We start from the raw sequence: 17166 nt of genomic DNA, 5'->3' as shown, positions 1-17166 counted from the left end.
ATGGTAGCGGATACGCATGGGCCAACAGCCCTCAGGCAACGGGCTCAGCCACGCCATCGAGCGGAATGCGCACTTCAACACGTGCGCCGCCCATGTCTGACACGCCAAAGCCATGCTTGCCGCCGAGCTGCCGGGCGCGCCGCTCGATGCCCGGCAGGCCCAGTCCAGCGCCGCCAGCCGCGCCCGCCATGCCCCGGCCATCGTCCTCGATGCGAGCCAGCACCGCACCACCGGCGAATTCGACCACCACCTTGCAACGGGCGCCGCCGCTGTGCCGGATCACGTTCGACACTGATTCGCGCAGCACTTTCGACAGCTGCAGGTGCAGCCGCGGCGTCAAGACAAGCCCGGCCGGCGGATCCTGCGCATGCCACTCGACGTCAAAGCCTGCGCCCTGCAAGCGAGTCACCAGCTCCGAGCGCCAGTCGGCCAATGCGACTTCTGCGGCGACGGGCTTGCCCGCCATGCCGCGCACGCTCTGGCGCATCTCGTCCAGCGCCTGCCGCGCCAGGCCCGAGGTGCCATCGGCGGCGCCGACCTGCACCATCGTCAACAGCCGCGCGCCCAGGTCGTCGTGCAAGTCAGACGCGATGCGCAAGCGTTCCTCGTCAACGGCGTGCTGCGTCTGCCGCTGCTGGGCAAGGCCGTGGTCGAGCAGGCGCCACATCTGGTCGGCGACGCGGGCGTGGTCTTTGGTAAACAGCTGCCTGCCACCCTGGGCGAGCGTGAGCAACCACACACGCTGGCCACCGACATCAGGCACCTGCAGCTGCCGCCCCTCATCGAGAACGGCCACGCCGGCTCCGGCGTCACCTGCCGGGCGCTCTACGCTTGCCATCGCCTGCGGTGCGAACACGCGCTCCAGCAGCGACTGCCAGGCCCGCCCCGCCGCCCGCTCGCCTTGCAGCCCGGCGTTGACGGCGCCGATCAGGTCCGGCACGAATGCCTGCATCTCGGGCCGTGCCGATGTGCGCAGGCGCGCAAGCAGCCACTGCCGCGCCGGAAAGTAGAGCCAGCCGATCACGATCAGCGTCACCGCGATGGCCGCGCCTGCATCGACGCGCAGCAGCGCCACCAGCGCGAGGTCACCCAGCACGATCAACGTACCGCCCAGGTACCACAGCACCAGCGGCACCCACCAGCGCTCCAGCTCGAAAAGATTGGCGCGGCCCACCGACACCATCAGCCCCACATAGAGCAGCGGGACCGACACCCAGCGATAACTCGTGCTGATGCCCTGCGCGCCGTAGACGAGCGACACGAGGAACGCATACATCACGATGCTCACCGCCACCACCATCGACGCGCCCAGCCACCGGCCTGCGGCGCGATGGACCGGATCGCTGCGATTGGCAAAGCCCTGGCGCAGTGCGAGCGCGACGAGACTCGCGGTGGCAACAACCAGCCAGAGCTTGTAGCGCAGCGCCTGGCTGTCCGGCCACTGCACGATGTTCAGCACCACCAGTGCGGCCAGAAGAGCGCCACTTGCGCGGGTCCACATCGCCGCACGCCGCAGCGGCGTCGGGTAGTGCAGCATCAGCATGCAGAAAGCCCATGCGGCGGCCAGCGATGTGCATCGCACAAAGGTCTGGCCGGCTTCGGCAAACCACGGCGGCAGCAGCCACAGCCGGCCCGTCACGATCGACACTTCCGACAGGGCCAGCAGCGCCATCACGCTGGCCACCGCCAGGAATCGCGCACCCGCGTTGCCCCAGCGATAGAGCCCGACGCCCACACCGACCACGAACGGAATGACGCCGCACAGCAACGGCACCCAGTACAGCCAGCCCAACTCGGCGAGCGAGCGATTGCGCACCTCGCGCCGCGACCAGCTGCCGTCCGCCAGTTGCACTTCCACCGCTTCACCGCGGTCACGCGCGCCATCGAGCAACGCCCACGCCTGCTGCTGCAGCACGAAGAACCTGTCGAGGTCCTCCTGGCGTGAGAGCATCGACGGCGCTTCGACGGCCACGAGACTATCCAGGCGCAACGCTTGCGCATCGGGCGCGCCGGCCAGCCGCAACGCGAGCACGCGCTCATCGGCGTCGTTGCGCGAGGAAATCTTGACCGCTCGCGACGGGCTGTAAGCCAGCAAACCTTCGCCCTGCGGGTCCGACACGAAGCGCTTGCCCAGGCTCGGCTCCGACATCGCGATCGACACCGACAGCAACACCCAGCACGCGAGGAACAACAGGCTCGCGGCAAGCCATCGCGCGCGCCGCCCGCCCGGCATATCCGTCACACTGACCATCATTGAATTGCGTCCTTACTGATCTGTGAGGCGAGTGGCACCTCGGCGCGCAGCATCACGCCGCCCATGTCTGCGCGGCCCAAGGTGAAGCTGCCATCGAGCAGGCGAATGCGCCGCTCGATGCCGGGCAGCCCATTGCCGTGGTCGCCCTTCGGTTTGGTGTCGCCGATGCCGTGACCATCGTCACTGACCTCCAGCTGGATACGCCCGCCATCGCACGCGATCCGCACGCGGCAGGTGCTGGCGGCGCTGTGGCGAATCACATTCGATACCGCCTCGCGCAAGACCCGCGTGAGTTGTACATGGGTGCGTGCAGGCAACGTGAGGTCGGCCGGCGGATCGTCGGCTTGCCACTGCACTTGCAAGCCGGCGGCAGCCAGCCGCGTGACGGCCTCGGCACGCCAGTCGGCAAAGACGTTGGCAGCCAGCGCTGCGTCGCCCGTGAGGCCGCGCACCGAAAGACGCATCTCGTCGAGCGCCTGCCGCGCCATGCCGGCAACGCGGTCAGACCCGCTTGCCTGCGCAATCGTCAGCAGCTTGGCGCCCAGGTCGTCGTGCAAGTCCGAGGCGATTCGCTGGCGCTCTTGCCGCGCGCCGCGGTCGAATGCTTCATTCGACTCCAGGCCCTGCTTCACCAGGCCGGATATTTCCGTGGCGCGGCGCAAGTCGGCCGGGTTGAACAGGCGTGCACCGCGCTCGGGCAATTCGAGCTGCAGCATCTCGAGCGGGCCGCAGGCAGGCACCACGAGCACGCGGCCTTCCTCGGCAATGCCTTGGGCGATCGGCTCGTGGGTGAGCGCGGGGCTGCCAGCCCCCGCCGCGATCATGCGAGAGGGCTGGAACAACGTGTCCCATAGCTGGCGCCACTTCTGGTTGAGCACCGCGCGCTCGCTCTGGCCATGCGTGACGATCTCCAGAATCTGCGGCAGTACATCGCGCGTGCCCGGCAGCGCGCCTTGCGACATGCGACGCCACACGAGCTGGCGCAGCGGAAAGTAAAGCCACCCCGCCACAGCCAGCGACAGCGCAATGGCGTTCTCGGAGCCGATATCGAGCGTCACGATCAGTGCGAGGTCGAGCGCTATCACCAGCATGCCCCCCAGGAACCAAAGCCAGGCGCGCGGCCACCATGCCTCCAGCTGGAAGATGCCGACACGCGTGACCATCGGCACGAGCCCGAGAAAAATCAGCGCCACCGTTCCAAGCCCGTAGTTCTGCGGCACGTCCACCACCCGGCCCGTCGCGCCGAAGGCGTAGGCGATGAAGGTGGTGGAAAGGCCCATCACCAGCAGCAGCGCAAACCACTTGAGCTGCGCGCGCTGGCCCGCATCGTCGCGGCAGGCGCGCCACTGCATCAGCAGGATGACCCACAGCAGCAGCGCCATCAGCACGATGGGCATGCGAAACGCGATCGAAATCGTCGGCACCCAGCGCCCGACTTCAGCTGCGGCCGACACCAGCGCGACGACCACCAGCGCCCAGGGCATCCAGTTGCCGCCCAGCCTGCGCGGGTGCAGCCACAGCAGCGTGCACAGCCCCGCCTGCGTCATGAACGAGCCGATGTGCGACGCGACGTGCAGTTCGGGCCACCCCTGCGGCGGCTGAGTGAGCAGCCGCGCGCCCCACGTCGACGTACACAACATGCCGAACGCGTAGCCGGCGCTTGCCACGAGGTAGCACCAGCTTGCGCTCGAAGCAGGGCGGTACACCCAGATCGCCAGGCCTACGGACAGCGACAGCAAGGCAACCACCCACGGAAACCAGAAGCGCGGCCCCAGCTCGTCAATGCCACGTGCATGAGGTGTGGCGGTGGTGATGCCGCCCTCGTGCTCGATCTCCACTGCTGGCGAATGAACAATGCGCCACAGCTGTTGCTGGGCAGCGAAGAATGCGTCTTGCGTCTCGTAGTCGTTGTGAATGCCCGCACTCTCGATCACGATCTGCGGTGTCAGGTCCACGGCCAGCTTTTCTGCGGAGCTTGTGGTCGCAGAAATGCGCGTCACGCCGCGCAGTCGGGGCGGCGAGGCAGACTCCGTTGCCTGTGCGACGACCTCACCGTTCGAGCCTGCGGCAAAGCGCCAGCCCAGCGACGGCTCAGACAGCGCGCGGTAGAGGCTGCCCACGGCGCACAGCGCCAGTAACACCGAGGCAAGGGCCAGCCGCCACGTGCGGTTTGGGCCGACAATCAGTGTTGCACCCCCAGCAATTTGAAAGCCCATCCCTTGATTCTGCGTCATTCGTTCACACCACCCAACAACACTCGCCTGACTCATTTGTGCGGCCCGATGGACGAACACTTGCGCACGATCGAGCTGGCATTGCAGGTGAAGATCGCGCATCGTCATGAGCAGTTCAAGGTCGATGGCCACAAGGCCAGGGCCGAACGCGCGATGGAGATGCTGCAGGCCATGTACGAGATGGCCGCGCGGCCCATCCCGGCAGATCGTGTGCAGCTGATGCTCGCAGGCGACGAAGCGATGGCCACAGGCCCTGAGGGCGAAGCGGTCCTGCACACGCGGCGCAGCGACCTGAAAGCGCGCACACCCATGCAGAGCGTGTACCTGGACAACATTGCCAATCACGACATCACCTTCGGCATCGGCCCGGCGGGCACGGGCAAGACCTACCTGGCTGTTGCGTGCGCTGTCGATGCACTAGAGCGCAGTGCGGTGCAGAAGATCGTGCTCACGCGGCCTGCAGTGGAAGCGGGCGAAAAGCTCGGGTTCCTGCCCGGCGACCTCACGCAGAAGGTCGATCCGTACCTGCGCCCGCTGTACGACGCGCTCTACGAGCTGATGGGTTTCGACAAAGTCGTGAAAGCCTTCGAGCGGCAGACGCTGGAGATCGCGCCGCTTGCCTTCATGCGCGGCCGCACGCTGAACAACGCCTTCGTGATCCTCGACGAGGCGCAGAACACCACACCCGAGCAGATGAAGATGTTCCTCACGCGCATCGGCTTCGGCGCGAAAGCCGTGGTGACGGGTGATGTGAGTCAGATCGACTTGCCCAAGGGCCAGCTGTCGGGGCTGATCGAGGCCGAGTACATCCTGCGCCGCGTCAAGGGCATCGCGCACACGCGATTCACGAGTGCTGATGTGGTGCGGCACCCGCTGGTTGCGCGCATCGTGGACGCCTACGATGCAGCACGCAAGAAGGAAGCACGCTGACATCATGCAACTGACGCTCGACCTCGTGCTGCAGTTCGGCAGCTTTCCCGGCATGGCACAACACCGGGCGTTGCTGCGCAAGGCAAAGGTGGCTTCGTGGATCGAACCCGCGCTGCGCCATCCGGGCGAGATTGCGGTGCGCATCGTCGGCGACGACGAGGCGCGCGCACTCAACCTGCAATACCGCCACAAGGACTACGCGACCAACATCCTCACTTTCGACTACGCGCACGACGCATGGGTTGAAGCGGACCTGGTGCTCTGCGGCCCGGTGATCGAACGCGAAGCAAAAGAGCAGCGCAAATCACTCGAAGAGCATTACGCACACATGCTCGTGCACGGTGCGCTGCATGCGCAGGGATACGACCATGAGACCAGCGAGCGTGACGCGCTGGAGATGGAAGCGCTGGAGATTCTGCTGCTGGGTGCGCTGGGGTTTCGCAACCCTTATTGACCAGCGCCATGCACTCCGTGCCGGGTGTTCAGCGAATCGTCATCGGGATGGTCACTGGCCCGTCATTGACGAGATGCACTTTCATGTCGGCACCGAATTCGCCAGTGGCCACCACCGGGTGCACACTTCGCGCCTGCTGCACGAAGTAGTCGTACAAGCGGCGCCCGTCGTCAGGCGCGGCGGCGTTGGTGAAGCTCGGCCGGTTGCCGCCTGACACATCAGCCGCCAGCGTGAACTGGCTGACGACGAGCAAACCGCCCTGAACATCCTGCACGCTGCGATTCATCTTGCCGGCTTCGTCGCTGAAGATGCGCAGCTTCAGGATCTTGGCGAGCAGCTTGTCGGCCTGCGCTTCGCTGTCGCCCTTCTCGGCGCACACCAGCAGCAGCAGGCCGGCGCCGATTTCACCGATGGTGGCGCCGTTCACCATCACACGTGCTTGGCTCACTCGCTGCACGACGCTGATCACAGAATGTCCTTGCCGTCGTCGAAGTGCGCCTCGACATCGCTGGGCAGCAACTGGATCGTCGCGCGCAGGCCGGGCACGGCACTCATGAGTTCCTGCTCGACAGTGGTGCGAAGTGCGGCCGCGCGCCCGAGCGTCCAGCTGGCAGGCATGTGCATATGCATGTCAACGAAGCGGCGCTTGCCGGAGCGGCGTGTCGTGATGTGGTCAAAGCGGATCGTGTGGTGATCAAAGTTGGCCAGCGAGGCTTCGATCTGCAGCTGCACTTCCGGCTCCACGGCTTCGTCCATCAGCCCCTGCGAGGACTTCCACATCAGCGCCGCGCCTTCGCGCACGATGTTCAGCGCAACCGCGATCGCCACGGCGGCGTCGAGCCAGCCCCACGAGGTGATCCACACCAGCACCACGCCGACGACCACACCGGCGGATGTCCAGACGTCGGTGATCAAGTGCCTCGCATCGCCTTCGAGCGCAATCGAGCGGTGCAGGCGAGATGACTGAAGCATCGCCCAGGCCAGCGCGCCATTGAGCGCGCTGCTCAGCACGGAGAGCACCAGGCCCATACCGAGTTGCTCGATGGGATGCGGCGTGATCAGCCGCTGCACTGCGGCCCAGACGATGCCGAGCGCGGCCACGATGATGAGCAGGCCCTCAAAACCCGACGAAAAATATTCGGCCTTGTGGTGCCCGTAGGGATGGTCCGCATCGGCCGGGCGGTGCGCGATCGTGACCATCACCAGCGCAAAAATCGCGCTGGCCAGATTCACGAACGACTCCATCGCATCGGAGAGCAGGCTGACTGAACCGGTGATCCACCATGCCGCGGTCTTCAGTGCGATCGTGAGGATCGCCACGACGATGGACGCGCGCAGCAAGGCTTGCGGTGACGCGCGTGCGATGCTCGTGAAAAATGACATCCGCGCATTGTGCAGGCGCCGCGACCCGAACGTGAGGCGCCGCCCAAAAGCAGACAACCCATCAGGGTGCGTGCAAGAATCCGCCCCATGCGTCATTGGCTCATGCGTCACGGCATCTGGATCGCTGCCTGGCTGGCAGCCACCCTTGCGGGTAGCGCGCTGCTGGCGCAAGCCGAGCTTTCGCGCCTGCGCGAAGCCTTCGAGACCGATGCGCGCATTGCGCACCGGCTGCTCAGCCAGCGGGCTGTCCAGCATGAGGCGGTACTTGCCACGCTCGCATTGCTGCAACCCGCGGCGGCGAGCGATCCAGCCGAGCAGCGCCTGGCCTCTGTCTATCCGCAAATTGTGGCCGTGCAGCGGCGCGACGGCGATGCGCAGTGGCCCGACGCCGCCCTGCTCTCGGCCGAAACCTTGTCCCTGTCGAAGCGAAAGCCCGTGCTCGCCGACAGCGACCTGGCTCGTGGCCGCTATCGCATCCTGCTGGCGGGTCAGCCGTCGTCGTTTGCGCTCACGCTGGATGTGCGCGCTGCCGTGCCCTGGAACGAATGGCCCATGCCGGCAGACAAGAGCCCGGTGCGCGTGGTGCTGGAGCAGTCGGGCCAGCGCTTCGTGCTGCAGCCTGGCCTGGTCGAGGAATCACCCTGGCGGTTCGACTTCAGCAAGCACCTGGCCGCCGAAAGCCAGCCGTTTGAGCTGGTCGCCACGCGCAGTGTCGGCTGGGAAGCGCTGCCGTGGTTGTGGATGCTCACGCTGGCCGCCGCAGCGGCCGTGGTGCTGGCGGTGCTTCGATCATTGCAGCGCCAACGCGCGGAGCGCTCGCGCGCTGAGGAGCTGCTGCGCCTGGGCCAGGTCGCGCGGCTCAACGGTATGGGCGAGCTGGCCGCAGGCATGGCGCACGAATTGAACCAGCCGCTCACCGGCGTACTGGCAAATACCCAGGCTGCCCAGCGCCTGCTCGATGAAGACCCGCCCGACTTGTCCACGGCACGGTGGGCGATGGAGCAGGCCGTGCAGCAGGGCAAGCGCGCCTCGGAAGTCGTGGGGCGCATGCGGCGTGCGGTGAGTCGCCCCGACGCAGCCGCGCAGTCGCAATCGGTCGCGCTGCAAGACGCCGTGCGCAATGCGTTCTACCTGCTCGAGCCTGAGTTCACGCGCCACCAGGTGACGCCGCGGCTCACGGGCGTGTCGTCGCCGGTGATGGTGCACGCCGAACCCGTAGCGCTCGAACAGATCATCCACAACCTGCTCGTCAATGCGCTGCAGGCGCTCGATCAAGTGCCCGTGGCGGAGCGCGAACTGGCCGTGAAGGTCGATTCGGGCAGCGGCGCGGGCAAGCTGACGATTGCAGACTCAGGCCCAGGCATTCCCGCAGACGTCCTGCCGCGCGTGTTTGAACCCTTCTTCACGACGCGCGAGAACGGGCTTGGCCTGGGCCTGAGCCTGTGCGAGAGCCTGGCGAGCTCAATGGGCGGCCGGCTCGATGCATCGCACCGGTCGCCGCGCGGCGCCGTGTTCCGTCTTGCGTTGCCGCTGGCAAAAGCATGAGCGTCGCGACTGCCAGCGGGCCGCTCTCGCCACTCGTCCACTTGATCGACGACGATGAGGCCGTGCGCGCAGGCCTGTCGCTGCTGATCGGCACCGTGGGCCTGCGCGTGCAAACGTGGAGCGACCCGCAAGCATTTCTCTCGGAGTTCGACCGGCACAGCATCGGCGCCATCGTGATGGATGTGCGGATGCCCGGCGTGAGCGGCCTCACCGTGCTCGACACGTTGATGGCGCAGGGCGTGGACCAGCCGGTGATCATGCTCACCGGGCACGGCACGGTTGAGATGTGCCGTCGCGCTTTCAAGTCGGGCGCGGCGGAGTTCCTGGAAAAGCCTGTGGACGATGAGGTGCTGATCGAGGCATTGCAGTCGGCTGTGCGCCAGCACGTGCGCTCGCGCGAACGCCTCTCGGCGGACCGGCAGGCGCGCGAGCGCTACGCGCAGCTGTCGCAGCGCGAGCGCGAAGTGCTGGGCCTGATCGTGGCGGGGCTGACCAACAAGGAGATCGGTCGCGCGCTCACACTGTCGCCACGTACGGTGGAGACGCACCGGGCCAACCTTTTCGCCAAGCTCGAAGCGCCCTCGCTGGCCCAGCTGATCCGGCGCTATGGCTCGCTCGTCGAGGGCGATGACACTGCGTAGTTCTACGGAGCGCGCGGCGTAGCGCTACGAATTCACGCGGGCGCTGTCAGTTTCTACAGTTGCCATCACGGTTGAACAGGACCGGCTCACAACGAAAGACCCCGCACCATGCAAACTCTCCGCCCCATTTGCGCCATTGCGCTCAGCCTCATCGCCGCTGCCGCCAACGCACAGGCCGTTCGCACCGAAAAAACGATGTCACTGTCGCTGGCCAACCAGATCGCCGCCGAGTCCGTCGCTGCTTGCGCCGCGAACGGCTATGCCGTCACGGCAACCGTGGTTGACCGTGCCGGCACCGTGCGCGCGGTTCAGCGCGGCGACAACGCCGGCCCGCACACGATCGCGGCCAGTTTCGGCAAGGCATTCACATCGGCATCTGCGCGCAACAACACGCTTGCCATGATGGAAGGCGCGCAGAAGAACCCGGCTGCAGCAAACCTCGTGAACATCCCCGGCTTTCTGCTGCTTGGCGGCGGCGTGCCCGTGAAGGTCGGCAACGACACGATCGGCGCCGTGGGTGTCGGCGGTGCGCCGGGTGGCCATCTCGATGAGCAATGCGCCGTTGCAGCGATTGCCAAGGTGAGCGATCTGCTCAAGTGATGATGAACAAGTCGTCATGGCTGGCGCTTTTGCTCATGTCGGCGATGGGCGTCGCGCCAGTTCCGGCTGCGGCGCAGACAGCGCCTTCGGCAAGCGAGGCCGCCGCGTACAGCGGCCTGCATGCGGCGGCACACAAGGGCGATGTCACGCGTATCGAAGCACTTGCCGCGTCGCGAGCCGACTTGAATGCGCGCGATGCCAACGGCCGCACGCCATTGCATGTCGCGACGTTTGCGAAGCAGCGCGAGGCGATCCGCGCGCTGGTCAAGGCAGGAGCCGGCATCGACTTGCTCGACAAGGACCGCTACGACGGCGTGACCATCGCCGCAGTTGCCGACGATGAGGAAACGCTGCGCACGTTGCTGGCCCTCGGCGCCAGTGCGAAGCAGGTGACGAGCCGCTACGACGGCACTGCGCTCATTGCGGCTGCCCATCTGGGGCACGACGGCGTCGTGCGACAGCTGATAGCCGCGCACGCGCCGCTCGACCACGTGAACAACCTGCACTGGACGGCGGTGATCGAATCCATCGTGCTGGGCAATGGCGGCGCCCGGCATCAGGCAACGCTGAAAGCGCTGGTGGATGCGGGCGCGAACTTGCAGCTGACGGACCGCAGCGGGCAAACGCCCCTGCAGCTGGCCCGCGCGAGGGGCTATGCCGCGATGGTGACGATGCTGGAGCGAGCCGGCGCGAAGTGATCCAGCGCGCGGCGCTTCAGCTCAGCGTCACCCTTGCAAACTTGCGCTTGCCGACTTGCACGACATACGTGCCGGCCGGCAGTTTCAAACCTTTGTCGCTGACGACGGCCGAATCGACACGCACGCCGCCACCATCGATCAGGCGGTTGGCTTCGCTGCCGGAAGGCGCGAGGCCCGCCTGCTTCAGCAACGCGCCGATGCCCAGCGGTGCACCTGACAACGCCACATCAGGAATCTCATCGGGCACGCCGCCCTTGCTGCGATTGATGAAGTCCTGCTCTGCTGCGTCGGCCGCCTGCGCGCTGTGAAAGCGCGAGGTGATTTCCTTGGCGAGCATGACCTTCGCATCTTTGGGGTTGCGGCCGCCCTCGATTTCTTTCTTCAGCGTCGCGATCTCGGCTTCGCCCCTGAAGCTCACGAGCGTGTACCAGCGCCACATCAGTTCGTCGGAGATCGACAGGACTTTGGCAAACATCGTGTTCGCGTCTTCCGTGATGCCGATGTAGTTGTTCTTGCTCTTGGACATCTTCTCGACGCCATCCAGCCCTTCGAGCAGCGGCATGGTCAGGATGCACTGCGGCTCCTGGCCGTATTCCTGCTGCAGGTGCCGGCCCATCAGCAGGTTGAACTTCTGGTCGGTGCCGCCGAGCTCCAGGTCGCTCTTGAGCGCGACGGAGTCGTAGCCCTGCATCAGCGGGTAGAGAAACTCATGCACGCTGATGGAGGTGCCCGCATGGAAGCGCTCATGGAAGTCGTTGCGCTCCATCATTCGCGCAACGGTGTATTTGGCTGCGAGCTGGATCATGCCGCGTGCGCCCAGCGGGTCGCTCCATTCGCTGTTGTAGCGGACCTCGGCTTTGCTCACATCGAGCACGACGCGCAGCTGGTCGAAATACGTCTTGGCATTGGCCTCGATCTGCTCGCGCGTGAGCGGCGGGCGCGTCGAATTGCGGCCGGAAGGGTCACCGATGGTGGTAGTGAAATCCCCAATCAGCGGAATGACGGTGTGGCCCAAGTCTTGCAACTGGCGCATCTTGTTGAACACAACAGTATGGCCAAGATGAATGTCAGGCGCCGTCGGGTCCAGGCCGAACTTGATTCGCAGCGGCGTCTTCGTCGCCTCGGCGCGGGCGAGTTTTTGAATCCATTCTTCTGCAGGGATAAGCTCTTCGACCCCACGCAGCGTGACGGCGAGGGCCTCGCGCACACGGTCGGTCACGGGATATTGGGTCACGGCGGGCTGGTTCATGAAGATTTGAAGGCGGGGCGGCATGCTTCGATGCGCCACTGCCAGTGTTCTGTATGCTCGCCTGATTCTAGTTCCCGCGTTTTCACCTCAGGCTTGCCCCGTTGTGTAACCGTAGGGAACCGCCTACGCTCATGTAGGATCAAGCAGATCACCCCCCAAGGATGCGATTGTTGAAAAACGGCCTTATTGCCGCTCGTGACAGGCTTTTGTCTCACGCGGCCCACTTACTCGAACATCACCCGAAGCACGTCACGGCCGCACTGGCCGCATTGATGCTGTTTGGCGGTGGCGGTGCATTCGCGGTGGCCGCGATCGATGCCGAACCCGACCGCGTCACCGTGCGCCAGGTGCTCGAGTCCGTCGAACCCCTGCCCGTGCTGGAGCAGCCCCGTGCACTCGATGCGCCATCGCTGAACCTGTACCGCACCGAAACCACGCGCGCGACCGATACCGTCGAGACTCTGCTCTCGCGCCTGGGCGTCAACGATGCCGGGGCAGCTGCGTATTTGCGCTCAAACCCCGTCGTGCGGACGCAGGTGCTGGGACGTGCGGGCAGACTCATCACCGCCGAGGCGACGGCAGATCACGCGCTGGTGAAGATCACGGCACGCTGGGCGCCCACGGATGATGGCCAGTTCAAGCGGCTCGTCGTCGAGCGCCTGGGCAGCGACCAGTTCATCTCCCGCCTGGAAACTGCGCCGCTCACGGCGTCCACGCGGCTGAGCAGTGCCACGGTACGTTCATCCCTTTTTGGTGCCGCAGACGACGCCGGCATTCCGGATGCTGTCGTGAGCCAGGTCGTTGAAATCTTCTCAAGCCAGATCGACTTCTCGCGCCAGTTGAAAGTCGGCGACCGCTTCAACGTCGTCTACGAAACCCTGGAGGCCGACGGTGAAGCGATGCGCACGGGCCGCGTGCTGTCGGTCGACTTCCTGAACAACGGCAAGAACTACCAGGCCATGTGGTACGAAGAGCCGGGGCGCAAGGGCAGCTACTACAGCCTCGACGGCAGGAGCCTGTCCACTTCGTACCTGGCCTCTCCGATGGAGTTCTCGCGTGTGACCAGCAGCTTCGCCATGCGCCTGCATCCCATCCTCAACCAATGGAAGGCTCACCTGGGCGTGGACTATGGCGCTGCCATCGGCACGCCGGTGCGCGTGATCGGCGACGGCGTTGTCGGTTTTGCCGGTGTGAAAAATGGCTTTGGCAACGTGATCATCGTGCGCCACAACGCGACCGACGAGACCGTCTATGCGCACCTGAGCCGCCTCGACGTGCGGGCAGGCCAGTCGGTCACTCAGGGCCAGCGTATCGGCGCTGTGGGCATGACAGGCTGGGCGACCGGGCCGCACCTGCACTTTGAGTACCGGGTCAATGGCATCCACCAGGACCCCACCGCCATGGCGCGTCGCAGCGTCGCAGCAGAGATCTCGGCGCAAGCGATGCCCGCCTTCAGGCTGTCCGCGAAGGCCATGAATGCCCAGCTGCAGGCCGCGCCTTCAGCGACCGTCGCACGCATGCAGTAAGACACCGCGGCCAGGGCTGGGTCGCGGCTAACATCGCGGCATGCCTGAACTATTCATCGGCCTGATGTCCGGTACGTCACTCGACGGCGTGGACGGGGTACTGGCCGACTTCGCATCCAGTCCCGCGCGGGTCCTCGGCCATGCGAGCGCTGACTTCACCGCCTCCCTGCGCGCCGAATTGCTGGCATTGAATTCGGCGGGCGCAGATGAGCTTCATCGCGCAGCGTTAGCCGCAAACGCATTGATGCACGTGTACGCGGATGTCGTGCACAGCCTGCTGCGCAATGCCGATGTGCCGGCGTCTGGCGTCATCGCGATCGGCGCCCACGGACAGACTGTCCGCCATCGCCCGCAGGAATTCGACGGGACGGGCTATACCTTGCAGCTCTCACAGCCTGCCCTGCTGGCAGAACTGACCGGCATCGATGTCGTGGCGGATTTTCGAAGCCGGGATGTGGCTGCCGGCGGTCAAGGGGCACCGCTGGCACCGTTCTTTCACCAATCGTGGTTCGGCCGTGAGGACGCCAACGTCGGCGTGTTGAACATCGGCGGAATCTCGAACCTCACGCTGCTGCAGCCCGGCCAGCCGACGATTGGCTTTGATTGCGGGCCAGGCAATTCGTTGATGGACGCGTGGTGCCTGCAGCACCAAGGCTCGCCGTACGACGCACAGGGCCGATGGGCGGCGTCAGGACGCGTCATCCCCCAATTGCTGGCCCTGCTGCTGGATGAGCCGTTTTTTCGCAAGGCGCCGCCCAAGAGCACCGGGCGCGATCTGTTCAACATGCCGTGGCTGGCCGCGCGGCTCTCAACGTTTGGCATGGCCGCGCCCGGCGATATACAGGCAACCCTTGCCGAGCTGACGGCGCTTGCCTGCGCCAATGACGTCAAGCGCCTTGACGCGCATTTGCGCGAGGTGATCGTCTGCGGCGGCGGCGCACGCAATACGTTCCTGATGCAGCGGTTGCAGGCGCTGCTGCCGCAAGCTCAAGTAATTCCGAGCGACGCGCGGGGGTTGCCGCCGCTGCAAGTCGAGGCGACCGCATTTGCCTGGCTGGCTCGAAAGACTGTGCGGCGTGAAGCATTGGCACTTGAAAGCACAACGGGCGCCCGAGGCGCCCGCGTTCTGGGATGCATCTACCCGCGGTAGATGCAGGAAGCTAAGCCGCTCAGTTACGCCGAGAAGCTGGAACCGCAGCCGCACGTGCTGGTCGCGTTCGGGTTCTTGATGACAAACTGCGCACCCTGCAAGTCTTCCTTGTAGTCGATCTCTGCACCGTTGAGGTACTGGTAGCTCATCGCGTCGATCAGCAGCGAGACGCCGTTCTTGGTCATCACCGTGTCGTCTTCGTTCGTGATTTCGTCGAACGTGAAGCCGTACTGGAAGCCAGAGCACCCGCCACCCTGGACAAACACCCGCAGCTTCAGCTCGGGGTTGCCTTCTTCGGCAATCAAGTCCGCAACCTTGGCTGCCGCGCTGTCGGTAAAGACCAGCGGAGGGGGCATTTCGGTTTCGATGTTTTCGGCGACTGCGCTCATTGAAAGCTCCGGGAAAGACTCAGTTCATCGAATACTACAGCGAATCGCTCGGGAATACACTCAGGCTGTCTTTGTCGCCAATTTGAGTAGGGGCTTTTCATCGCTCTCGATGGGCTCCAGCTTGCCGGCAATGATGGCGCCCTGGTGCATTTCGAGCGCGCGGTACTTCACATCCCCTTCAATGCGCGCCTTGGGCTGCAGTTCGAGCAGCTCGGTGGCATGAACGGGGCCTCGCACGGTGCCGTTGATGATCACGTGGTCGGAGTGGATAGCGCCCCGGACCACGGCCGATTCGGAGATGACAAGAATGCTCGGCTGCTGGCTGTTGCTGGTGATGTCGCCGCAAATCTCACCATCGACGCGAAGCCCTTCAGCGAATGTCAGATTGCCGTCAATGCGGCTGCCCTGTGCGATGAGGCTCTTGATGGGCGGCTGGGCTTTTTTACCGAACATGACGACCTCACTTGATTGAGCTGACCGCTGGGATTCCTAGAGCTTGATGCTCTGTACGGTGCGAGTCGCCGTGCCCTCCACCAGCTTGGCGGACACGTTTTTTACCACGGCTTGGGGCGGCAGATCGATCATTCCTTCAATCCGGCGGTACTGGCGAAACTGCAAACCCTGCGCGCCGCCGGGCATTTCCATGGTCCAGGGCTTGCCAGCCAACGTGCCCGAAAGGCTGAGTTCGAGTTTTCCCCGAAATTCCGCGGCGTTGCGCGCAGGCTGCATCAGCAGAACCTGCCACTTCAGTTGGGTGCCACCCATGACTTCGGCGTGCAGCCCGCGGATGGCGACGCCATCGCTGCCCGTGCTGGGAATCAGCTTCTCGAAGAACCCCAGGTCATCGCGTAGCGCCTGGTTTTCGGACTCAAGTGCCTTGATTTGCGTGGCAAGTCGCTCGCGCGCCGTTTTCTCTGCCGTGATCAGGCTGCCCGATGTATTGAGCACTGACTGCGCCTGGTCGCGCTCAGCACGCAGCTTCTCGACGTCGGCGCGCAGCCTGACGAGCTCTTCCTTGGCGCCTGTGTCGAGGCCGGCGATGCTCTTGCCAAACTCAAAGGCCCACAGGCTGATCGCGCCGCAGAAACCCAAAACGATTGCAACAACCGCCCAGCGCAGCGGCCAGGGCATGGCGCTGCGCACGGCCATTCGTGGCGCGCTGATCGTCAAACGTCGACGAAGGAGCTTGAAGCGCATCTGAGCAGTATGAGGTCAAAAGAAAAAGCCGCAGCAAGCGAACTTGTGCGGCTTTGTCCCTGCAAGTAAAGAAAAACGTATTAGCGCTTGCTGAACTGCTTGCGGCGGCGGGCAGAGTGCAGGCCGACCTTCTTGCGTTCGACTTCGCGCGCGTCACGCGTCACGAAACCGGCTTGCGACAGCGCGGGCTTGAGCGATGCGTCGTAGTCGATCAGGGCGCGGGTGATGCCGTGGCGGGTTGCGCCAGCTTGACCCGACTCACCACCACCGTGCACGTTGACCTTGATGTCGAACGTTTCGACATGGTTGGTCAGGAACAGGGGTTGCTTGACGATCATGATCGAGGTTTGACGGCCGAAGAACTCTTCGATGTCCTTGTCGTTCACCGTGATCTTGCCGGTGCCCTTTTTCATGAACACGCGGGCGACGCTGGACTTGCGGCGGCCCGTGCCATTGTTCCAATCACCGATCATTTCGAGGCTCCCGGGAGTTCAAGCACTTTAGGTTGCTGTGCGGTGTGCGGGTGCTCTGCGCCGCCGTACACCTTGAGCTTCTTGATCATGGCGTAACCGAGCGGGCCCTTGGGCAGCATGCCCTTGACAGCCTTCTCGAGCGCGCGGCCGGGGTGCTTGGCCTGCATGTCGCGGAAGTTGGTGGCAGTGATACCGCCCGGGTAGCCGGAGTGGCGGTAGTAAATCTTGTCGAGCGGCTTGGCGCCGGTGACACGCAGCTGCGCTGCATTGATGACGACGATGAAGTCGCCAGTATCGACGTGAGGCGTGTAAATGGCCTTGTGTTTGCCGCGCAAACGGAGAGCAACTTCGCTGGCTACTCGTCCGAGGACCTTATCGGTCGCGTCAATCACAAACCACTCGTGCGTCACGTCAGCGGGTTTTGCGCTGAACGTTTTCATGAG

General features: G+C 64.9%; 18 protein-coding genes. 8 read left to right on the top strand and 10 right to left on the bottom strand.

The annotated features are described in order from the left end of the window. Window positions 1-31 precede the first annotated feature (31 nt). Together GHT07_RS07095 and GHT07_RS07090 are read right to left on the bottom strand one after the other, a co-directional pair. The gene (locus GHT07_RS07095; RefSeq protein WP_153584380.1) at window positions 32-2254 is read right to left on the bottom strand and encodes a sensor histidine kinase; all 2223 of its coding nucleotides are present in this window, start codon (window positions 2252-2254) and stop codon (window positions 32-34) included. Continuing rightward, window positions 2251-4470, bottom strand: coding sequence for an ATP-binding protein (locus GHT07_RS07090; RefSeq protein WP_194792863.1), 2220 nt, complete (start codon window positions 4468-4470; stop codon window positions 2251-2253). Before GHT07_RS07090 ends, GHT07_RS07095 begins: the two co-directional genes overlap by 4 nt. 3 nt (window positions 4471-4473) lie before the next feature. Between GHT07_RS07090 and GHT07_RS07085 the strand changes: the two genes are divergently transcribed. Then, window positions 4474-5418 carry a PhoH family protein gene (locus GHT07_RS07085; RefSeq protein WP_153584378.1) on the top strand — a complete coding sequence of 315 codons (945 nt, stop codon included), beginning with the start codon at window positions 4474-4476 and terminating at the stop codon, window positions 5416-5418. A gap of 4 nt (window positions 5419-5422) precedes the next feature. Continuing rightward, window positions 5423-5872 carry an rRNA maturation RNase YbeY gene (gene ybeY, locus GHT07_RS07080; RefSeq protein ID WP_153584377.1) on the top strand — a complete coding sequence of 150 codons (450 nt, stop codon included), beginning with the start codon at window positions 5423-5425 and terminating at the stop codon, window positions 5870-5872. Between the two features lie 28 nt (window positions 5873-5900). On the opposite strand, the gene dtd is transcribed toward ybeY, so the two are convergent. Together dtd and GHT07_RS07070 are read right to left on the bottom strand one after the other, a co-directional pair. Further along, window positions 5901-6341, bottom strand: a complete 441-nt coding sequence (gene dtd, locus GHT07_RS07075) for a D-aminoacyl-tRNA deacylase (RefSeq protein ID WP_323740829.1) — start codon at window positions 6339-6341, stop codon at window positions 5901-5903. After that, window positions 6338-7255 (bottom strand): cation diffusion facilitator family transporter, encoded by a 918-nt coding sequence (locus GHT07_RS07070; RefSeq protein ID WP_153584376.1) that lies wholly within the window; start codon window positions 7253-7255, stop codon window positions 6338-6340. Before GHT07_RS07070 ends, dtd begins: the two co-directional genes overlap by 4 nt. A gap of 87 nt (window positions 7256-7342) precedes the next feature. On the opposite strand from GHT07_RS07070, the gene GHT07_RS07065 reads away from it, so the two are divergent. The 4 genes from GHT07_RS07065 to GHT07_RS07050 all read left to right on the top strand — a co-directional run bounded on the left by GHT07_RS07065 (window position 7343) and on the right by GHT07_RS07050 (window position 10739). Beyond that, a complete protein-coding gene (locus GHT07_RS07065; RefSeq protein ID WP_153584375.1) occupies window positions 7343-8800 on the top strand; it encodes a sensor histidine kinase in 1458 nt (485 codons plus the stop codon). Then, a complete protein-coding gene (locus tag GHT07_RS07060; RefSeq protein ID WP_153584374.1) occupies window positions 8797-9441 on the top strand; it encodes a response regulator transcription factor in 645 nt (214 codons plus the stop codon). The genes GHT07_RS07065 and GHT07_RS07060 overlap by 4 nt, the downstream gene beginning before the upstream one ends. A gap of 108 nt (window positions 9442-9549) precedes the next feature. Continuing rightward, on the top strand, window positions 9550-10041 hold the full coding sequence (locus GHT07_RS07055) for a GlcG/HbpS family heme-binding protein (RefSeq protein ID WP_153584373.1): 492 nt from the start codon (window positions 9550-9552) through the stop codon (window positions 10039-10041). A gap of 2 nt (window positions 10042-10043) precedes the next feature. Continuing rightward, window positions 10044-10739, top strand: a complete 696-nt coding sequence (locus GHT07_RS07050) for an ankyrin repeat domain-containing protein (protein ID WP_153584592.1) — start codon at window positions 10044-10046, stop codon at window positions 10737-10739. A 16-nt stretch (window positions 10740-10755) separates the two neighbouring features. Here GHT07_RS07050 and tyrS read toward each other — a convergent pair whose 3' ends face one another. Continuing rightward, window positions 10756-11988, bottom strand: coding sequence for a tyrosine--tRNA ligase (gene tyrS / locus GHT07_RS07045; RefSeq protein WP_153584372.1), 1233 nt, complete (start codon window positions 11986-11988; stop codon window positions 10756-10758). Between the two features lie 170 nt (window positions 11989-12158). On the opposite strand from tyrS, the gene GHT07_RS07040 reads away from it, so the two are divergent. Next, a complete protein-coding gene (locus GHT07_RS07040; protein WP_407646598.1) occupies window positions 12159-13514 on the top strand; it encodes a M23 family metallopeptidase in 1356 nt (451 codons plus the stop codon). A gap of 40 nt (window positions 13515-13554) precedes the next feature. Then, complete coding sequence (locus GHT07_RS07035; RefSeq protein WP_153584370.1) at window positions 13555-14664, top strand: anhydro-N-acetylmuramic acid kinase; 1110 nt, start codon at window positions 13555-13557, stop codon at window positions 14662-14664. Between the two features lie 23 nt (window positions 14665-14687). On the opposite strand, the gene erpA is transcribed toward GHT07_RS07035, so the two are convergent. The 5 genes from erpA to rplM all read right to left on the bottom strand — a co-directional run bounded on the left by erpA (window position 14688) and on the right by rplM (window position 17163). Beyond that, window positions 14688-15053 carry an iron-sulfur cluster insertion protein ErpA gene (gene erpA / locus GHT07_RS07030; RefSeq protein ID WP_153584369.1) on the bottom strand — a complete coding sequence of 122 codons (366 nt, stop codon included), beginning with the start codon at window positions 15051-15053 and terminating at the stop codon, window positions 14688-14690. A gap of 60 nt (window positions 15054-15113) precedes the next feature. Then, window positions 15114-15506: a bactofilin family protein gene (locus GHT07_RS07025; protein WP_153584368.1), complete on the bottom strand. Its 393-nt coding sequence runs from the start codon at window positions 15504-15506 to the stop codon at window positions 15114-15116. A 36-nt stretch (window positions 15507-15542) separates the two neighbouring features. Further along, a complete protein-coding gene (locus GHT07_RS07020; RefSeq protein ID WP_153584367.1) occupies window positions 15543-16250 on the bottom strand; it encodes a DUF6776 family protein in 708 nt (235 codons plus the stop codon). A gap of 80 nt (window positions 16251-16330) precedes the next feature. Continuing rightward, entirely contained in the window at window positions 16331-16723 is a 393-nt protein-coding gene (rpsI, locus tag GHT07_RS07015; RefSeq protein WP_153584366.1) for a 30S ribosomal protein S9, read from the bottom strand. Further along, window positions 16720-17163 (bottom strand): 50S ribosomal protein L13, encoded by a 444-nt coding sequence (gene rplM, locus GHT07_RS07010; protein WP_153584365.1) that lies wholly within the window; start codon window positions 17161-17163, stop codon window positions 16720-16722. Before rplM ends, rpsI begins: the two co-directional genes overlap by 4 nt. Window positions 17164-17166 lie beyond the last annotated feature (3 nt).

It is taken from the genome of Caenimonas koreensis DSM 17982 (genome assembly GCF_009646335.1).
In the GTDB taxonomy this organism is placed as follows: Bacteria; Pseudomonadota; Gammaproteobacteria; order Burkholderiales; family Burkholderiaceae_C; genus Ramlibacter; species Ramlibacter koreensis.
This window is presented reverse-complemented; position numbering and strand designations above follow the sequence as displayed.

Coding starts and splice junctions, on each gene's coding strand:
- rpsI (WP_153584366.1), bottom strand. CDS start 16,723: ATGATCGGTGATTGGAACAATGGCACGGGCCGCCGCAAGTCCAGCGTC.
- GHT07_RS07050 (WP_153584592.1), top strand. CDS start 10,044: ATGAACAAGTCGTCATGGCTGGCGCTTTTGCTCATGTCGGCGATGGGC.
- tyrS (WP_153584372.1), bottom strand. CDS start 11,988: ATGAACCAGCCCGCCGTGACCCAATATCCCGTGACCGACCGTGTGCGC.
- GHT07_RS07020 (WP_153584367.1), bottom strand. CDS start 16,250: ATGCGCTTCAAGCTCCTTCGTCGACGTTTGACGATCAGCGCGCCACGA.
- ybeY (WP_153584377.1), top strand. CDS start 5,423: ATGCAACTGACGCTCGACCTCGTGCTGCAGTTCGGCAGCTTTCCCGGC.
- GHT07_RS07060 (WP_153584374.1), top strand. CDS start 8,797: ATGAGCGTCGCGACTGCCAGCGGGCCGCTCTCGCCACTCGTCCACTTG.
- GHT07_RS07095 (WP_153584380.1), bottom strand. CDS start 2,254: ATGATGGTCAGTGTGACGGATATGCCGGGCGGGCGGCGCGCGCGATGG.
- GHT07_RS07070 (WP_153584376.1), bottom strand. CDS start 7,255: ATGTCATTTTTCACGAGCATCGCACGCGCGTCACCGCAAGCCTTGCTG.
- rplM (WP_153584365.1), bottom strand. CDS start 17,163: ATGAAAACGTTCAGCGCAAAACCCGCTGACGTGACGCACGAGTGGTTT.
- GHT07_RS07065 (WP_153584375.1), top strand. CDS start 7,343: ATGCGTCATTGGCTCATGCGTCACGGCATCTGGATCGCTGCCTGGCTG.
- GHT07_RS07090 (WP_194792863.1), bottom strand. CDS start 4,470: ATGGGCTTTCAAATTGCTGGGGGTGCAACACTGATTGTCGGCCCAAAC.
- GHT07_RS07035 (WP_153584370.1), top strand. CDS start 13,555: ATGCCTGAACTATTCATCGGCCTGATGTCCGGTACGTCACTCGACGGC.
- GHT07_RS07055 (WP_153584373.1), top strand. CDS start 9,550: ATGCAAACTCTCCGCCCCATTTGCGCCATTGCGCTCAGCCTCATCGCC.
- erpA (WP_153584369.1), bottom strand. CDS start 15,053: ATGAGCGCAGTCGCCGAAAACATCGAAACCGAAATGCCCCCTCCGCTG.
- GHT07_RS07025 (WP_153584368.1), bottom strand. CDS start 15,506: ATGTTCGGTAAAAAAGCCCAGCCGCCCATCAAGAGCCTCATCGCACAG.